Raw genomic sequence first — 17,660 nt, 5'->3', positions numbered from 1 at the left:
TGGCGAGGGCTTGGGAGGAAGCGATCAGACGAACAGGAAATCGCCAGCGTCGAGGCTGGCCAGCGAAACGTTGAGCAGGGTCACCGAATTGCTCGCATCGAAGCGTATCACTGTGTTCGCGCCCGATTGCGACGCGACCGCCATGATCTCCTCGAAGCTCTCGAACGGCAGCCCGACGCCGATGCGCAGCACGTCGCCGGAGGCGGCGCCCGCAGCGAAATCGGTGATGGTGTCGCGGCCGCCACCACCGTTGAGGTAGAAGATGTCGTCGCCCGCGCCGCCGGTCAGCCGGTCATTACCGGCCTCGCCCAGCAGCCGATCATCGCCATCGCCGCCATGGAGCACGTCATTGCCATCACCGCCGCGCAGATCGTCGACCCCGGCATTGCCGTAGAAGGTGTTGGCGGCCGCATCGCCGCGCAGCAGATCGTTGAAGGCGGTGCCCTTGATGATCTCGATGCTGGAGAAGCTGTCCCCCGCGGCAGCACCGCTGACGACGCCGGTCAGCAAGTTGATCGCCGCCGCCCCCGTGGCCGTCTCATAGCTGGCGGTATCGGTGCCGGCACCGCCGTTGAGCACGTCCGCACCGGCCCCACCGATCAGCGTGTCATTGCCGCCGCCGCCGTTCAGCACGTCATTGCCGGCGCCGCCGTCGAGGATGTCGGTGCCGGCACCGCCGTTGATCTGGTTTGCGCCGACATTGCCGGTTCCGCGGAAGCTGGCATCGCCGACGCGCGTGATGTTCTCGACATTGGCGAAGGTCAGCGTGAACACATTGGCGCTGGTGAGGACGGTATCGATGCCCTCTCCGGCCAGTTCGACGATCGTGTCATAGGCGTCGACGGTGTAGCTATCATTGCCAGCGCCGCCGCGCAGCGTGTCGGCCCCCGCGCCGCCCACCAGCCGATCATTGCCGGCGCCGCCATCAAGCGTGTCGTTGCCCGCGCCGCCGACCAGCACATCATCATGATCGCCGGCTTCCAGCAGGTCGGCGCCGTCGCCGCCGTCGAGCCAGTCATCGCCGGTCAGGCCGACCAGATGGTCACCGGCGCTGCCGCCGATCAGGAGGTCGGTGGTGTTGAAATAGGGATGCTCGCCGGCTTCCTTGCCGATCAGTTCGACTGGCGCGGTGACATAGGCCGCGTTCTGCACGGTATAATATTCGAGGCCGTCGGAGATCGCGTCGCTCGAATCGGGAAAGCTTTCGAAGACGATCTCGAACGTGCGCACGGTGGGCGTCGGATCGAGAAGCAGGTTGAGTGGGCCGACGGTGGTGAATTGCGTGCTGCTGCCGCCTGAGAAGTTGCGCGACACCGGGCCACCGATCTCGGAGTAGGACAGGGACCAGTAGGACCCGTAGGTAACGATGACCTCGTCATCCTCGAAGAAGAATGTGCCCGAGGTGCTGTAACCGGTCAGCGCCAGCAGCGCGCCATTGGCGCGGTCGATCGTGAATTCCATGATATCACTCTCCGCTGTTTCTGGTTGTACGCAGTCCCACCACCGCCGGATAATCTAGACCTGCCGGGTCACAGACGTGTGACTGCGATCACTGCATGCGCTTTTTCAGAACGAGTCGCATTGGGAATTATGAGCGGCACGGAAGTAATTTGGATCAGGACCGGATGAGGACGCCCATTCTTCCTCTGTCCACCGGGAAAAGGGGTTGAAACAGGCCGAAGGTGACACGGTTTACAGTGAATTTTGCCCAAGCCTTGCTTCCCTGTTGACTATGGGCCGAGTCGCGAACCGATAGCGCAACACCGGCTGCGCTCCGCTTGCGCTCGGGTGTACGGGGAATGTGCGCTGGATTGAATCGCCGGGCGACGCGATTCAGGCCTCGCCAGGGGCTGGATATTTCGGGGACACAATACAAAACTCTAAGGCGAAGCCAAAGCAGATCTCTTCGAACCTATTTCCTATCGCGTCCCCGAAACGCACGTGATCGACGCGGCAATCATTCCCTCCCCGAGCGCCGCCCGGGGAGGGAAAAGCTGGTGTCACGCGAACAGGAAATCGCCGGCGTCGAGGGTGGCCAGCGAGACGTTGAGCAGCGTCACCGAATTGCTCGCATCGAAGCGGATCACCGTGTTCGCGCCGGATTGGGTCGACACCGCCAGGATGTCGGCGATGCTGTCGAAGGGCAGGCCGTGGCCGATGCGGAGCACGTCGCCCGTGGTGAAGTCCATCACCGTGTCGCGGCCGTTGCCCGGATTGAGGTAGAAGATGTCATTGCCGGCACCGCCGGACAGCCGGTCGTTGCCGGCCTCGCCAAGCAGGCGATCGTCGCCGGCGCCGCCATAGAGCACGTCATTGCCGTCGCCGCCGCGGACATCATCGACGCCGTCATTCCCGTAGAGCGTATTCGCCGCCGCGTCGCCGCGCAGCAGATCGTTGAACGCCGTGCCCTTGACGATCTCGATGCCTGAGAAGCTGTCACCGGCCGCCGCGCCGCTCACAACGCCGGTCAGCAGGTTGAGGCCGACGCCGCCGGTCGCCGCTTCATAGCTGACCGTGTCGATGCCGGCACCGCCGTTGAGCGAGTCGGCGCCGGTACCGCCGGTCAGCGTGTCGTTGCCGTCGCCGCCGTTCAGCACGTCGTTGCCGGCGGCGCCATCGAGATAGTCGGCACCGCTGCCGCCGTTGAGTTGGTTGGCGCCGGCATTGCCGGTGCCGCGGAAGCTGCCGCCGCCGATCCTAGAGAGGTTCTCGATGTTCGCGATCGTCAGCGTGAACTGGTTGGCGCTGACTGCGAGCGTGTCGTTGCCCTCTCCGGCGCGTTCGACGATCGTGTCCAGCCCGTCGAATATATAGGTGTCATCGCCGATGCCGCCGCGCAGGATGTCCGCGCCCGCGCCACCGTCCAGCCGGTCGTTGCCAACGCCGCCCTCGATCGTGTCGGCCCCGGCGCCACCAATGCCGGCGTCGTTGCCTTCGCCGCCCAGCAGCAGGTCGGCGCCCTCGCCGCCGTCGAGCCAGTCGTCGCCGATCATGCCGCTCAGCGTGTCTGCGGCGCTGCCGCCGATCAGCACATCGTTGATGACGATGTAGGGCTCTTCCCCGAACACCTGCCCATTGAGCGTGACGGCCGTCGTGAAATAGGCAGCGCTTTGGACGATGTAGGCGATATTGCCATCCGTGTAGCTGTCGCCGTAAAGCGGCTGCGTTTCGAACGACAGATAATATTGCCGCATGACGGGCGTGGGACCGAGCGGCGCGCCGACCACCACCGACGTATAGGCATCACTGCTGTAATTGCTGACGTAGATGCTGTCGCTGCCGCCGATCTCATCGAAGCCAAAACCCCAGCTCGACTCATAGACCTTGACGAAAACATGGTCGTCGACCTGCAGATAATGTTCGGTGGTATTGTATCCGGTGGAAAAGATCAGGGTGCCACTGGAACGATCGATCACGAACTCCGCCATGCTTGCACTCCCCTATGGCGGGCAGCATCGGCGCCCGCAGGATAAGTCGAAACGGAACGATGACAGGTCAGGCACGGCCGCTTGAACGCCGCCGTCGGGAATAGATGTTTCAAGCATATCCGCCTGCGCCGTTCGCCGAGACGCCCTATCGGACAGTGACGATCAGCGCCGCGAATCACACGCAAAGCGTTTATTCGAGTGACTTATAAGATGCAGCAAAGCATAGCGAGATGCCAATTGGCGGGCGACCCTGGCATGTCACCGTTTTTCACACGTTCTGCCAGGCAAATCACCCGGCGCGGACAAGCATGACAAACATGGATCAGTCACCCGCCGCCGGGCAGCGCCTTGCCGGCTAGAGCGCGGCGGCGATGCGTTCCTGCGCCTGCGCGTCGATCAACCGCAATTCGGCAAGCGTCTGGTCCAGCGCTTCGCGTTGATGTTCGAGTTCAGCGATGCGCTGGCCGACGCGTTCGGACAGCGCGCGCATCTGTTCGATGTGCTGGGGATCGGCATCATAGAGGTCGAGAAATTCCTCGATGTCGCGCAAGCTGAAGCCCAGCCGCTTGCCGCGCAGGATGAGCTGCATGCGGCCGACCTCGCGCCTGGTGTAGACGCGCATCGTGCCGATGCGGTGCGGCTGGATCAGCCCGCGATCCTCATAGAAACGCAAGGTGCGCGGGGTGATGCCGAGCGCGTCGGCAACATCCTGGATCCCGCGCAGATCGCCGCGCGCATCGGCTTCAACCGCTTGCAACCCCAACCTCCTTCGTCGCGCCGGCGGCCCCTGCTGCCGCCTTCGCCTTTTCCTCCTCGACCAGCTCCTTCTTCGAGAGCTTGCCGATCAACGTCTTGGGCAAGGATTTACGGATTTCGATCTCGCGGGGAAGCTCGATCTTGCTCACTTTGTCACGCAGGAAATCGCGCAATGCTTCAGGCGTAGCGCTGGCGCCCTCAACCAGTGTGACGAAGCCCTTCGCCGCCTGCCCGCGATACGCGTCCGGCACGCCGATCACCACCGCTTCCGCCACCGCCGGGTGCTCGTAGAGCGCATCCTCGATCACGCGCGGATAGACGTTGTAGCCGGAGGACAGGATCATGTCCTTCATGCGATCGACGATGAACAGATAGCCGTCCGCGTCGAGATGGCCGACATCCCCCGTACGCAGCGCACCATCGACGAAGGCGTTGCGGCTTTCGTCCGGCTTGTCCCAATAGGCGCCCATCACCTGCGGGCCGCGCGCGCAGATCTCGCCATTTTCGCCGAGCGGCAATATGCGCGTGGGCTCGTCCCGGTCGCGGATCTCGATCGTCGTGCCCGGGAAGGGCTGGCCGGCCGAGCCCGCTTTGTTGAGGCCGTTTAACGGATTGCAGGTGATGATCGGCGAGGCTTCCGTCAGGCCATAGCCCTCGACCAGCTTCGCGCCGGTGATCGTCTCGAAGCTCTGGCGCACTTCGGGCGGCAGCGGCGCACCGCCCGAGATGCAGGCGCGGATCGAGGAGAGATCGACCTTCTGCTTGGCAGCGGCCTGGTTGATCGCGTTGTAGATCGTCGGCACCGCCGGCAGGTAGGTCGGCTTGGTCCGCCCGATCGCGCGCAACAATTGCTGCAGCTCGAAGCGCGGCAGCAGGATCATCTCCGCGCCGGTGCGCAGCGAGAAATTGAGCACCGTCGTCAGCGCGAAGACATGGAACATGGGCAGCACGCCCATCACCCGATCCTGCTCTTCCCGCTCGCCGCCGACATGGATCACCATCGCATCGGCATTGGCGACGAGGTTGGCGTGGGTCAGCATCGCCGCCTTGGGCAGCCCGGTGGTGCCGCCGGTGTATTGCAGCACCGCCAGGTCATCCGGCTTCACCGCGACCCGATAGGGCTGGGCATTGCCCGCGACGAGGTGGGCGAAATCAGTGAAGCGCGCATTTTTGGGAGCCCGACCGATCTCTGCGCGTTTGAGCAGCCGGTAGAGGAGCCCGGTCGCGCGCGGCAGCGCATCGGCGATCGGACAGGTGATGACGTGGGGAACGCCCAATTGCTGAGCCACCGTCACCACGCGGGCATGATGTTCGGCGACGTCCGCGGTCGCGATGATCTCGGCGCGCGAATCCTTGAGCAGGTGGATCAGCTCACGCTCCGTATAGAGCGGGTTCACGTTCACCACCGTCGCGCCGATGCGCAGCGTCGCGCAGTAGAGGATCGGATAATAGGGCGTGTTGGGCAGGCACAGCGCCACCCGGCTGCCATGCTGCGCACCCAGCGCCTGCAGGCCGGCAGCGGCGCGATCGACCAGCACGTCGAGTTCGGCATAGGTCGTGCGGCGGCCGAGGAAATCATAGGCGATCCGGTCGCCGAAGCGCCGCACCGTGTCTTTCAAAAGATGGTCGATAAGCCGCGGCTGGGCCGGCATCGGCAGGCCATGCGCAATGCTGCGGCTAGTGGGTGCGATCCGATCGGTCGGCGCGTTGTTCATCCTCGCCTCTTGTTCTCACTTCGCGCGGCCCGGCCATTTTTTCGTAGGCCGTCACCACTTGACGTAATGGTTAAGTAGCGTACCTAAGCGACAGTCGGCAAGGGCCAATATCCCGAGGCCGAAGCATTCGAGAGGACAGACATGAGCGACGTCGTCATCGCGGGTTACGCCCGTTCCCCGTTCCACCTCGCCACCAAGGGCGCGCTCGCCAGGGTTCGCCCCGACGACCTCACCGCGCAGGTGATTCGCGGGTTGCTGGAACGGACCAAGGTCGATCCCGCCGAGATCGAGGACATCATCCTGGGCTGCGCCTTCCCCGAGGGGGAACAGGGCCTGAACGTCGCACGGCTGATCGGATTGCTGGCCGACCTGCCGCTGTCGGTGGGCGGCATGACGGTGAACCGTTTCTGCGGCTCCTCGATGAGCGCGATCCATATCGCCGTCGGCCAGATCCAGATCGGCGCGGGCGAAGCGTTCATCTGCGCTGGTGTCGAATCGATGAGCCGCATCCCGATGGGCGGCTACAACCCGCTGCCCAACCCCGCGCTCGCGAAGGCGCAGCCCGGCGCCTATATGGGCATGGGCGAGACCGCCGAGAACGTCGCCCGCAAATATCAGATCACCCGCACCGAGCAGGATGCGTTCGCGGTGAAGAGCCAGAAGAAGGCCGGCGCCGCGCGCGACGGCGGCCGCCTGGCCGACGAGATCGTGCCGATCCAGACCAAGGCCGGCGTGATCAGCGAGGATGGCATCATCCGCGCCGACACCACCGAGGAAGTGCTCGCCGGGCTGAAGCCGGCGTTCGATGCGGAAGGATCGGTTACCGCCGGCACCTCATCCCCGCTGACCGACGGCGCCTCCGCGGTGCTGGTCACCTCGGCCGAATTCGCCGCGAAACATGGGCTGACCGTGCTCGCGAAGATCAAGTCGGTCGGCGTCGCCGGCTGCGCGCCCGAGACGATGGGGCTCGGCCCGATCGCCGCCTCGACCAAGGCGCTTGCCCGCGCCGGCATCACCGCCGCCGACCTCGACGTGGTCGAGATCAACGAGGCGTTTGCGAGCCAGGCGATCGCCTGCATCCGCGACCTCGAACTGAAGGACGAGACGATCAACCTCGATGGCGGCGCGATTGCGATCGGCCACCCGCTGGGCGCCACCGGCGCGCGTATCGTCGGCAAGGCCGCAGCGCTGCTGGCGCGCGAGGGCGGCCGCTATGCGCTCGCCACCCAGTGCATCGGCGGCGGCCAGGGCATCGCGACCGTGCTGGAGCGTGCATGATGGCGGATGCGATCAAGAAAGTCTGCGTGATCGGCGCCGGCACGATGGGTGCGGGCATCGCCGCGCAGGTCGCCAATGCCGGGGTGCCGGTGCTGCTGCTCGATATCGTGCCCAAGGATGGCGCCGACCGCGATGCCGTCGCCAAGGGCGCGGTCGCCAAGATGCTCAAGACCGATCCGGCGCCGTTCATGTCGTCGTCGGCGGCGAAGCTGGTCGAGACCGGCAATATCGAGGATCATCTGGCACGCGTCGCCGAGTGCGACTGGATCGTCGAGGCGATCGTCGAGCGGCTCGACATCAAGCAGTCGCTCTATGCGCGGCTTGAAGAGCATAAGCGCCCCGGCACCGCGATCTCGTCCAACACCTCCACGATTCCGCTCGGCCACCTCGTCGAGGGTCGGTCCGAGCAGTTCCGCCGCGACTTCCTGATCACCCATTTCTTCAATCCGCCGCGCTACATGCGGTTGATCGAAATCGTCCGTGGCACCGAGAGCGATGGCGACGTCGTCGCGCGGGTCGAGGATTTCGTCGATCGCGCGCTCGGCAAGCGCGTCGTCCGGACCAAGGATACGCCGGGCTTCATCGCCAACCGCATCGGCACCTATTGGCTCGCGGTCGCGATCAACGCGGCGATGGATCAGGGGCTGACGGTGGAAGAGGCCGACCAGATCGGCGGCAAGCCGATGGGCGTGCCCAAGACCGGCATCTTCGGGCTCGTCGATCTTGTCGGCGTTGACCTGATGCCCTTGCTGTCGAAGAGCCTGACCTCCACGCTGCCCGAGGGCGATCCCTATTTCGCCACCGTGCGCCCGATGCCGCTGGTCGACAAGATGATCGCGGAGGGCTTTACGGGCCGCAAGGGCAAGGGTGGCTTCTACCGGCTGGAAAAGGGCGCGGACGGCACCCGCACCAAGCAGGCGCTCGACCTCGCCAGCGGCGAGTATCGCACGACGATCAGCCCGCAGCGCCTGCCCTCAGCCGCCGAAAAGGATCTCGCGGCGTTGGTGTCGCTGCCCGGCAAGGCCGGCACCTACGCGTGGACGGTGCTGGGCAACGTGCTTTCCTACGCGGCGATGCTGGTCGGCGAAGTGGCCGATGACATCGTCGCGATCGATGATGCGATGAAGCTCGGCTACAACTGGAAGTTCGGGCCGTTCGAGCTGATCGACCGCCTAGGGCCGGGCAAGTTGGCCGAGCGGCTGCGCACCGAGGGCCGGGAGGTGCCGGCGATCCTCGACACTGCGGGCGACCGCCCCTTCTACCGGATCGAGAATGGCCGCCGCCAATATCTGACCGTGGCCGGCGATTATGCCGATGTCGTGCGGCCGGATGGCGTGCTGCTGCTGGAGGATATCCGCCTCGCCGCCAAGCCGCTGGCGAAGAACGGCTCCGCCTCGCTGTGGGACGTCGGCGACGGCGTGGTCGCGCTCGAATTCACTTCGAAGATGAACGCGCTCGACGAGCCGATCATGCAGATGGTGCAGCAGGCGATCACATTGGTGAAGGCGCAATACAAGGCGCTGGTGATCTACAACGAGGGCAGCAACTTCTCCGCCGGCGCCAATCTCGGCCTCGCCATGTTCGCGGTGAACATTGCGGCGTGGAGCGAGATCGACAAGCTGATCGCGGCCGGCCAGCAGGCGTTGAAGGCGCTGAAATATGCACCCTTCCCGGTCGTCGCCGCACCCGCGGGCCTCGCGCTCGGCGGCGGCTGCGAGATCCTGCTTCATTCGGACGCGATCCAGGCGCATGCCGAAACCTATGCCGGCCTCGTCGAATGCGGCGTCGGCCTCGTTCCCGGCTGGGGCGGCAATGGCGAGATGCTCGATCGTCTGGCGAAATCGCCGATGGTGCCCAAGGGGCCGATGCCGCCGGTCGCCAAGGCGTTCGAGATGATCTCCACCGCCAAGGTCGCCAAGTCGGCCGCCGAGGCGCGCGAAATGCTGATCCTGCGCAAGGATGACGACATCACGATGAACCGCGATCGGCTGCTGGCCGATGCCAAGGCGAAGGCGCTGGCGCTGGTCGAGGGCTATGCCCCGCCCGAGAAACCCGGCTTCCGCCTGCCGGGCGAAAGCGGCCGCACCGTCATCGGCGGCGCGATCAACGATTTCCACAAGAAGGGCGCTGCGACCGACTATGACGTCGTCGTCTCGAACCGGCTCGCCGGGGTGCTGACCGGCGGCGACACCGACCTGGTCGATACCGTTACCGAGGACCAGCTTCTGAAGCTGGAACGCGCGGCGTTCATGGCCAGCGTCAAGGATCCCCGCACGCAGGCCCGGGTCGAGCATATGCTCGAAACCGGCAAGCCCCTGCGCAACTGATCGGGAGAGGACAAGCAATGCAAGTCTATCAGGCTCCGCTGCGCGACATGCGCTTCGTGCTGCACGAATTGTTCGCCGAGGGCGGCGCGTTCGGCGAGCAGCCCGCCTTCGCCGAATTCACCCCCGACCTGTACGACGCCATCCTCGATGAGGCGGCGCGGATGGCGCAGGATGTGCTCGCGCCGCTCAACGCCAGCGGCGATCTGGAAGGGTGCCGGCTGGAAAATGGCGTGGTCCGCACGCCGGAGGGCTTCAAGGCCGCCTATGACACGTTCCGCGAGGGCGGCTGGGCGGCGCTCGCCTCACCCACCGAATGGGGCGGCCAAGGCCTGCCGGAAACGATCAACAAGCTGGTCGAGGAGATGATCTGCGGGGCGAACCTGTCGTTCAGCCTCTATCCCGGCCTCACCCACGGCGCGACCACCGCGATCGAGGGCCATGGCAGCGAGGATCTGAAGAACGCCTATCTGCCCAAGATGGTCAGCGGCGAATGGGCGGGCACGATGTGCCTGACCGAAGCGCATTGCGGCACCGATCTCGGCCTGCTGCGCACCCGCGCGGTGCCGCAGGAGGATGGCAGCTACCGCATCACCGGCTCCAAAATCTTCATCTCGTCGGGCGATCATGACCTGACCGACAATGTGATCCACCTCGTGCTCGCCAAGCTGCCCGACGCGCCGGCGGGGGTGAAGGGGATCAGCCTGTTCCTCGTGCCCAAATTCCTGCCCAAGGATGACGGCACCCCCGGCGCGCGCAACGGCGTGTCGGTGGCGGGGCTGGAGCACAAGATGGGGCTCAAGGCCTCGGCCACCTGCCAGCTCGCCTTCGAGGATTCGATCGGCTGGCTGGTCGGATCGCCCAACAAGGGCATGCAGGCGATGTTCACGATGATGAACACCGAGCGGGTCTCGGTGGGCATTCAGGGGCTGGGCGTCGCCGAGGCGGCGTATCAGGCGGCGGTCGCCTATGCGAAAGAGCGGCTGCAGGGCCGCGCGCTGTCTGGCGCCAAGCGGCCGGACCTGCCCGCCGATCCGATCATCGTCCACCCCGACGTGCGGCGCATGCTGATGACGCAGCGCGCCTATGCCGAGGGCTCCCGCGCGCTCGGCCAGTGGGTGTCACGCGCGCTCGATGCCGAGAAGCATGGCGAGGATGCCGAGACCCGCGCCCGCGCCGGCGACTTCGTCGCGCTGATGACGCCGGTGGTGAAGGCGCTGTTCACCGACCTTGCCTTCGAATCCGCCAATATCGGCGTTCAGGTGCATGGCGGCCATGGCTACATCCGCGAGCATGGCGTGGAGCAGTATGTCCGCGACGCGCGCATCACCCAGATCTACGAGGGCACCAATGGCGTCCAGGCGCTCGACCTCGTCGGCCGCAAGATGCCCGCGAACATGGGCCGCGCGCTGCGCCCCTTCTTCCACGCGGTTTCCAACCATCTGGAGGAAGCGTCGGGCGCGCCCGACGTGACCGGGAACAAGGCGCTGGCCGCGCATCTGGCGGGGTTGCAGCAGGCGTTCGGCGCGCTGCAGCTCTCCACCGGAATGATCGCGCAGAAGGGCATGGCCGATCCCGAAGAGGCGGGCGCCGCCGCCACCGACTATCTGCGGATGCTCGGGCTGGTCGCGATGGGCCATTGCTTCCTGCGCGCGGAGCGGATCGCCGCGCGACGCGTTTCGGAGGGGCATGAGGATGCCGCCTTCTACAAGGCGAAGCTGGCCACCGCCGGCTTCTTCTTCGACCGCATCCTGCCCTTCGCGACGACGACCTTCCTCGTCATCAAGTCGGGCAAAAGGTCGCTGATCGCGCTGGAGGAAGACGCTTTCTGATGGTCGACGGCCGGCAATGCTTGACAGAGGGCAGCGCCGGCCGTTAGCGGAATATGCATTCCCTATACGTCAGATGATTGTCGTATAGGATCGAACGACAATGGCGGACCGCAACAATGCGGCCGCCATCCGGATCGCCCGGCAGGGCTCCGGATTTAGGAGAGGTCGCACATGTCCATGTTCCTCGCGGTGCTCGCCGGCGCCGCCGCACTTTCCCCCGACAGCGCCATCGGCACCTGGAAGACCGAGACCAAAAATGGTGTCGTCGAGATCCAGCGTTGCGGCGCCTCGATCTGCGGAAAGCTCGTCACCTCCGATCTGCTGCGCACCAATCCCGATCTGCGCGATGCCAAGAATGCCGACGCCAAGCTGCGCAGCCGCCCACTGAAGGGCATCGTGCTGCTGCGCGGGTTCAAGGTGGATGACGGCGCCTGGACCGGCGGCACGATCTACAATGCCGATGACGGCAAGACCTACAAGGCGACGGTAACCCCGATCAGCCCCACCCAGCTCAAGGTCCGCGGCTGCGTGTTCGTGCCGCTCTGCAAGACGCAGACCTGGACCCGCGTGCGCTAAGCGCGCGCAAACACCCCCTTAACGCACCCTTCCCGCCCCCCTTACGCACCGGTAAAATACAGGATCGTCGCTCATGTATATGCGTACCCAGCTTTCGCTCGCCGCCGCCGCGTCCGCGATCGGTTTCGCAGCGCTGCCCACCGCGGCGCACGCCCAGGCCTTCTATCTGCAGGAACAGTCGTCGCGCGGCGCGGGCCGGGCCTTTTCCGGCGAGGTTGCGGATACCGGTGCGCCGTCCTTGTGGTGGAACCCTGCGGCGATCGCCGGCATCGACCGGGCGGATGCTGCGATCTCGGTGAGCGCGATCCTGCCCAAGGGCGATGTGGTGGACAATGGCACGGTGATCCGCCGCCCCGGGCAGACCTTTGCGCCGATCGGCGGCGATCCGATCAGCAGCGATCCGATCAGCAAGGGCGTGCTGCCCTCGGGCGCGATCGCCTATCCGATCAACGATCGCATCGCGGTAGGCCTCGCCATCACCAGCCCCTACAGCTTCACCACCGATTATGACGATACCAGCTGGGCGCGCTATTCGGCGACCAAGACCAAGCTGCGCACCTTCGACATCCAGCCCTCGGTGGGCGTCGCGGTGACCGACTGGCTGCGCGTCGGCGCTGCGCTCAACGTCGAATATAGCGACGCGACCTTGAGCAACGCGCTGCCCAATGTGCTCGCCAGCCTGCCGGACGGGCAGCAGCGGCTGAAGGGCAATGGCTGGGATCTCGGCTGGACCGCCGGCTTCCAGATGCACAACGACGTCGTGACGGTGGGCTTCGCCTACAAGTCCGCGATCGAGCACAAGCTGAAGGGCGATGTCGAGATCAGCGGGCTGCTCGGCCCCCTCGCCGCCTCCAACACCACGCTCTCGGGCATCGAGGCGCGATTCTACACGCCGGCGCAGATCATCCTCGGCGCGCGGGTGAAGGCCACCGACAAGCTGACGCTCAACGGCCAGGCGGTGCGCTATACCTGGAACAAGTTCGACGCGATCCGCCTCGGCGCGCCGCTGAATGAGGAACTGCCCCAGAATTACCGCAACAGCTACAGCCTGGCGGGCGGCGTCGACTATGACGTGTCGCCGCGCTTCACCGTCCGCGCCGGCGTGCAGCGCGCGCTGACACCGACGCAGGATGGTCAGCGCGACGCGCGCGTGCCGGATTCCAACCGCTGGAACTATTCGGCGGGCGGCACCTTCAAGGCGACCGACAGCCTCTCCTTCGATGTCGGCGCGGCCTATATCGACTTCGCCGACGCGACGATCGACCGCGTGACCGCAGCCTATGTCGGCACCGCCGCGCAGACGCCGATCATCACCAACGGCGAATTGCAGGACGCCCGCGCGATCGTGCTGACCGCAGGTGCGCGGATGCGGTTCTGATCTTCTTCTTGTTCTCCCCGGCGCGCAGCGTCGGGGAGGACAAAGCAAATCCCTACCCGCCGAAGTTCACATAGACCGGGTTGGTCATCATCGCGCGCTTGTTGCCGTCGCGCACTTCGAAGCGGATCCAGTGGCGCTGGCCGTCCGAGGTCCAATCCAGCGGCAGATCGGCACGGGCGCCGTCGATCTTGTCCACGGATAGAGCAGGCGCCGGCTTACCGTCGAGCAGCCCGACAAGCTTGCCGCCGGCGCTGCCCGCCACCGTCACGGTCAGCGACAGGCGCTGGCCGGCGGGGACGGCGATCGCGTCGCCCATCATCGCCTGCGCGCCGCCGGCGCTCGCCTTAAGGTCGATCGCGCGGCCGGGCTTGCCGGTCATGTCGATCCAGACATGGCCCGCCTTCACCCCATCGAGCACCGCGCGCTCGGAGAGGTTGATGGCATAGACCACCGTCGTCGGGAAGCCGACGCCGAGGCGGCCCAGCTGCATGTCATGATTGTCACTGCCACCAAGCGCGGTCAGGCGCTTGCCGCGAGCGATCTCCGCGTCCCAGATCGTGATGTCGCCGCCGCCGTCGGCGCCCGCGAGTTGTTCCCACAGCCGCCCGGCATTGACCGCCTCGATCGCGTCGACCTCCGCCATCGCGTCGCGCGGGGCGATCCAGCCGCAGCCGCGGCAGCGATGGTCGTTGGGTGCGCCGGGATGGTTGATCGACACCAGCGCGCCGGCAGCATGCGCCGCGCGGAGCATCGTCTTCGCATCGGACACGCTCTTTTCGCCGAGGCGATAGTCGATGAACTCGGTGGTGCCGAAGATGTTGGCGTGGCCCTGTTCGGTAGTGAGCTCACGCCCCGGGATCAGCAGCACATCGTCATAATAGGGCTGCAGCTCACGCATCGCATTGTGATGGGCGATATTGTTGTGATCGGTGATCGCGATGAAATCGAGCCGGGCATCGGCGGCGGCCTGCACCGTCTTGAACACCGGGCACGGCACCTGGCGGCCGCGGCGGCTGTCGCAGAAACCGTCGCTGTCGCCGGTGTGCATGTGGAAATCGCCGCGATACCAGCCGGCGTCCGCCACCAGCGGCTCGGGCGAGAAGGTGGAGACCGCGGGGGTGTCGCCCGCGCGCCAAAACCAGATCTTCGCGGTGTAGGTCGCGGTCGTGTCAGGATCGATGTGCGAGACGCCGAGGTCGAGCGACCAGCGGCGGCCGCCGATCGGACCGGGGGTGAAGGAGGGCGTCGCGCTGCTCTCGTCGATCACCACCGCATGCTTGTTGCTGCCGCTCCAGCCGCGGAACCGCTCGCCATCATAGAGGCCGAGGTTGATGACGGTCTTGCCGTCCGGCCGTGTGTAAGTGAGCTCGACCGCGAGGCGGATGACGCCCTTGGGCACGTCGAACGGCACCGCGACGTTGCGCTGGAAATTCGAGCGGTCGACCGTTCCGGTGAGGATGAGGTCGGGCTTTTCCTTGTTCTGCGCGAGGGGGACGGCATCCCAGGCGGGGAGCGGCGCGGGCACGTCGGCAAGCGCTGCGACGGGTGCGAGCAGGGCTGCGGCGAGGATCGTGGGGAGAAGGCGGAGGCGCATGGGTTTCATCCGACTGGGTGTCTCGACTTCGCTCGACACGAACGGAAAATTCTGAGTCTTTTCCGTTCGCTGCGAGCGAAATCGAGGGGATGGCCGAGCGAAGCCGAGGCCCGCCCGGCCCGTTGCATCAGAACCGGAACGTCACCGCGCCGCGCACGCTGCGGCCGAAGATCGAGCGGGCGATGTAGACTTGGTCACCGACCTCATCATTCTCGATCGTGCCGGCGCGCGGATTGCCCTCGGTGAGGCCGATCGTGTTGGTGAGGTTGTTGACGTAGAGGTTGAAGCTCAAATTGTCGGTGGCATCGAAGCGCGCGTTGAGATCGACCGTGGCAAAGGCCGGCAGGCTGATCTGGTTGGCGACGTCGGTATAGCGCTGGCCGTAATAGGAGATGTCGCTCTCGATCCGGATCCGGTTGTCGAGCAGGTTCAGGCCCGGCGTGATGCGGAACTGGTGCTGCGGCGCGCGGATCAGCCGGTTGTTCGAATAGTCGATCTGCTGGCCGGCAGCATTGGTGTAGGCGAAGTCGGAGAATTTGCCGTCCTGGTAGGTGTAGTTCGCATGGATGTCGAACCACTTGACCGGGCGCCACGTGCCCTCGACCTCGGCGCCGAGCGTCTCGGTGTCACCATAGACGGTGTTCAGCACATATTGGCCCGAGCTGTTCTGGCGATAATCGCTGATCGCCCAGCTTTCATAGATCGTGCGGAAGCCGGTGACGTAGAAGGACAAGGTCGGCCGCTGGAACTTGATGCCGATTTCCTGGAAGTTCATCTTCTGGGTGATCGGCTTCTGCGTCGGGTTGCCGAAGAAGCTCGACACGCCGGGCAGCCGATAGGTGGAGGTGTAGCGACCGAAGATGCCGAAATCGCGGGTGAACTGATAATTCACGCCCGCCGTCCACGCGGCATGATCGCTCTTGCCGCCGAAGTTGGTGAACACGCCGTTGCCGACCAGCACCGCCTTGTCGGCGAGCGTCGCGGTCTGGCCGAGATTGACGGTGCGTGAGCCCTCGCTGACGCCGGAGACGTCGATCTGTTCCCAGCGCGCGCCATAGTCGAAGCGCAGCTTGTCGGTGATCTTCCACTCGTCCGACGCATAGAGCGCGATCGAGCGCGAATTGCCGGTCGAATTGCCGAACTCGGTGCCGTAGCTCATCACGCCATTCTCGGTGAGAACCGCCTGCCGGTTGCCGGCGGCATCGAGCAGATAGAGATCGAGCAGCCCGGCATTGCCGCGTACGTCCGTCAGGATCGAGGCGGAGGTCGCGGAATAATCCTCGGTGACGTAGGCGTAGTAGACGCCGACGGCGAGATCGTGCTGGCCCAGGAACTGCGCGGTCTTCTGCAGGCGCAGATCGCCGACCAGTTCATCCTCGGGCACGGTGAACGACCGGGCGAGGTTCATCATCACCAGGCCGTTGTCGTTCTGGTTGGGGCCGAACGCCGCACCGCCATTGTTGTAGAACAGGCCGAGATTGGCGTTGGCGGGCAGCGCTGCCTTGTAGGTATTCTTGTAGGAGGTCAGGAAGTCGGTGAGCGTATAGACGGTGCGCGGGGTGATGCTGTTGCGCTTGTTGTAGCTGTCGCGATAGCGGACGTTCGCAAGCAGGCTGAAATCATTGCCGAGATCGAGGTCGAGCGAGCCGGTAATCTGGGTAATGCGCGCAGTGTTGGCGACGCCGGCGTCGAATTCATAGATGCCGCCCGGGGTGCGGAAGTCGAAATAGCGGGTTTCCTCGCCCGCGATCGTGTCCTTCAGCGCGTCGAAGCCGGGCACGCCGGTCGGATCGCCATCCTTGCCGTTGACGAAGGGCGTGACCATGGCGTTCTCGACGCGATCGTCGAGATGCTTGACGTCGAGGCTGAACGAACCGCCCGACCAGTCCCGCGACAGGGTGGCGCGGATCTGGCCGCCCTCACCGAGCCGGTAGCCGGTGTGGCGCTGACCGTCCGAGATGCGATAATAGCCGCCGACGAGGAAGCGCCAATCGCTGTCGCCGAGCGGACCGCCGACCCAGCCGTCGACGCGGTGCGCGTCATAATCGGCATATTCGTAGCGGACGAGGCCTTCGAGATGGTCGCCGCCCTTGCGCGAGATGAAGTTGACCACCGCGCCCGGCGCGTTCGAATAGAACAGCGAGGACGGGCCGCCGCGGACGACTTCGACGCGCTCGAGGGTCTGGTCCATGCGGAAGGACTGGTCGCCGTTCAGCCAGCCGAGGCCGGCGTCATGCTGGATGGTGATGCCGTTTTCAAGAAGAGCGACCTGCGAATAGCCGTCGGTCGGGATGCCGCGGACGCGGACATTGCCGCTGGTCTCGCCCGAGGAGCTTTCCACCCAAAAGCCCGGGACGTTCTTCAGCGCCTCGCCGACGCCGATCGGCGCCTTCATGATCAGCTCTTCCTGCGAGATCGTCGAGATGGCGTAGCTCGCCTCGACCTTGCGCTGCTCGCCATTGCCGGCGCGCGCGGTGACGATGAGTTCCTCGCCCTGATCTTCAGGCGCGGGCGCCGCCTGATTGGCGGCCGGTGCCTGCTGCGCCCGGACGCTCGCCGGCAGGACAAGCGCGATCGTTGCTGCGGCTCCCATCAGGGATAGCCGCCCCATATGATTCTTCATGTGAAATTGACCCCTTTTGGACTGGGCTATGATGTCGTTGTGGGGGCGCCTATGATAGCGATAGATATCATTTTTATGACAGTCGCGACAAATGCCCCGACAGGCTATGAAAGGGGTGGGTCTTGGGGGGTACAAGGCGTTGACGACACACCGGAA

Annotated in this window: 11 protein-coding genes; 5 read left to right on the top strand and 6 right to left on the bottom strand. The window is 65.4% G+C overall.

What is annotated here, in order from left to right:
• Positions 1-24 precede the first annotated feature (24 nt).
• The 4 genes from FHS96_RS15955 to FHS96_RS15940 all read right to left on the bottom strand — a co-directional run bounded on the left by FHS96_RS15955 (position 25) and on the right by FHS96_RS15940 (position 5,899).
• Positions 25-1,461 (bottom strand): calcium-binding protein, encoded by a 1,437-nt coding sequence (locus FHS96_RS15955; protein ID WP_429593532.1) that lies wholly within the window; start codon positions 1,459-1,461, stop codon positions 25-27.
• A gap of 539 nt (positions 1,462-2,000) precedes the next feature.
• Positions 2,001-3,428 (bottom strand): calcium-binding protein, encoded by a 1,428-nt coding sequence (locus FHS96_RS15950; RefSeq protein WP_429593529.1) that lies wholly within the window; start codon positions 3,426-3,428, stop codon positions 2,001-2,003.
• A gap of 355 nt (positions 3,429-3,783) precedes the next feature.
• Complete coding sequence (locus FHS96_RS15945) at positions 3,784-4,185, bottom strand: MerR family transcriptional regulator (RefSeq protein ID WP_429593526.1); 402 nt, start codon at positions 4,183-4,185, stop codon at positions 3,784-3,786.
• Entirely contained in the window at positions 4,172-5,899 is a 1,728-nt protein-coding gene (locus FHS96_RS15940) for a long-chain-fatty-acid--CoA ligase (RefSeq protein WP_429593523.1), read from the bottom strand. The genes FHS96_RS15945 and FHS96_RS15940 overlap by 14 nt, the downstream gene beginning before the upstream one ends.
• Positions 5,900-6,040: 141 nt before the next feature.
• On the opposite strand from FHS96_RS15940, the gene FHS96_RS15935 reads away from it, so the two are divergent.
• The 5 genes from FHS96_RS15935 to FHS96_RS15915 all read left to right on the top strand — a co-directional run bounded on the left by FHS96_RS15935 (position 6,041) and on the right by FHS96_RS15915 (position 13,287).
• Positions 6,041-7,177 carry a thiolase family protein gene (locus FHS96_RS15935; RefSeq protein WP_429593520.1) on the top strand — a complete coding sequence of 379 codons (1,137 nt, stop codon included), beginning with the start codon at positions 6,041-6,043 and terminating at the stop codon, positions 7,175-7,177.
• Positions 7,177-9,504, top strand: a complete 2,328-nt coding sequence (locus tag FHS96_RS15930; RefSeq protein ID WP_429593517.1) for a 3-hydroxyacyl-CoA dehydrogenase/enoyl-CoA hydratase family protein — start codon at positions 7,177-7,179, stop codon at positions 9,502-9,504. Before FHS96_RS15935 ends, FHS96_RS15930 begins: the two co-directional genes overlap by 1 nt.
• A gap of 17 nt (positions 9,505-9,521) precedes the next feature.
• Positions 9,522-11,333 carry an acyl-CoA dehydrogenase C-terminal domain-containing protein gene (locus FHS96_RS15925; RefSeq protein WP_429593514.1) on the top strand — a complete coding sequence of 604 codons (1,812 nt, stop codon included), beginning with the start codon at positions 9,522-9,524 and terminating at the stop codon, positions 11,331-11,333.
• A gap of 171 nt (positions 11,334-11,504) precedes the next feature.
• A complete protein-coding gene (locus FHS96_RS15920) occupies positions 11,505-11,909 on the top strand; it encodes a DUF2147 domain-containing protein (protein WP_429593511.1) in 405 nt (134 codons plus the stop codon).
• Between the two features lie 73 nt (positions 11,910-11,982).
• A complete protein-coding gene (locus FHS96_RS15915) occupies positions 11,983-13,287 on the top strand; it encodes an OmpP1/FadL family transporter (protein ID WP_429593508.1) in 1,305 nt (434 codons plus the stop codon).
• 52 nt (positions 13,288-13,339) lie between these two features.
• On the opposite strand, the gene FHS96_RS15910 is transcribed toward FHS96_RS15915, so the two are convergent.
• Positions 13,340-14,881: a CehA/McbA family metallohydrolase gene (locus FHS96_RS15910; protein ID WP_429593505.1), complete on the bottom strand. Its 1,542-nt coding sequence runs from the start codon at positions 14,879-14,881 to the stop codon at positions 13,340-13,342.
• Between the two features lie 127 nt (positions 14,882-15,008).
• Complete coding sequence (locus tag FHS96_RS15905) at positions 15,009-17,504, bottom strand: TonB-dependent receptor (protein ID WP_429593502.1); 2,496 nt, start codon at positions 17,502-17,504, stop codon at positions 15,009-15,011.
• Positions 17,505-17,660 lie beyond the last annotated feature (156 nt).

The organism is Sphingomonas zeicaulis (assembly GCF_050433225.1).
Taxonomy (GTDB): Bacteria; Pseudomonadota; Alphaproteobacteria; order Sphingomonadales; family Sphingomonadaceae; genus Sphingomonas_D; species Sphingomonas_D zeicaulis.
This window is presented reverse-complemented; position numbering and strand designations above follow the sequence as displayed.

Coding starts and splice junctions, on each gene's coding strand:
- FHS96_RS15905 (WP_429593502.1), bottom strand. CDS start 17,504: ATGAAGAATCATATGGGGCGGCTATCCCTGATGGGAGCCGCAGCAACG.
- FHS96_RS15920 (WP_429593511.1), top strand. CDS start 11,505: ATGTCCATGTTCCTCGCGGTGCTCGCCGGCGCCGCCGCACTTTCCCCC.
- FHS96_RS15950 (WP_429593529.1), bottom strand. CDS start 3,428: ATGGCGGAGTTCGTGATCGATCGTTCCAGTGGCACCCTGATCTTTTCC.
- FHS96_RS15930 (WP_429593517.1), top strand. CDS start 7,177: ATGGCGGATGCGATCAAGAAAGTCTGCGTGATCGGCGCCGGCACGATG.
- FHS96_RS15935 (WP_429593520.1), top strand. CDS start 6,041: ATGAGCGACGTCGTCATCGCGGGTTACGCCCGTTCCCCGTTCCACCTC.
- FHS96_RS15925 (WP_429593514.1), top strand. CDS start 9,522: ATGCAAGTCTATCAGGCTCCGCTGCGCGACATGCGCTTCGTGCTGCAC.
- FHS96_RS15940 (WP_429593523.1), bottom strand. CDS start 5,899: ATGAACAACGCGCCGACCGATCGGATCGCACCCACTAGCCGCAGCATT.
- FHS96_RS15955 (WP_429593532.1), bottom strand. CDS start 1,461: ATGGAATTCACGATCGACCGCGCCAATGGCGCGCTGCTGGCGCTGACC.
- FHS96_RS15910 (WP_429593505.1), bottom strand. CDS start 14,881: ATGCGCCTCCGCCTTCTCCCCACGATCCTCGCCGCAGCCCTGCTCGCA.
- FHS96_RS15915 (WP_429593508.1), top strand. CDS start 11,983: ATGTATATGCGTACCCAGCTTTCGCTCGCCGCCGCCGCGTCCGCGATC.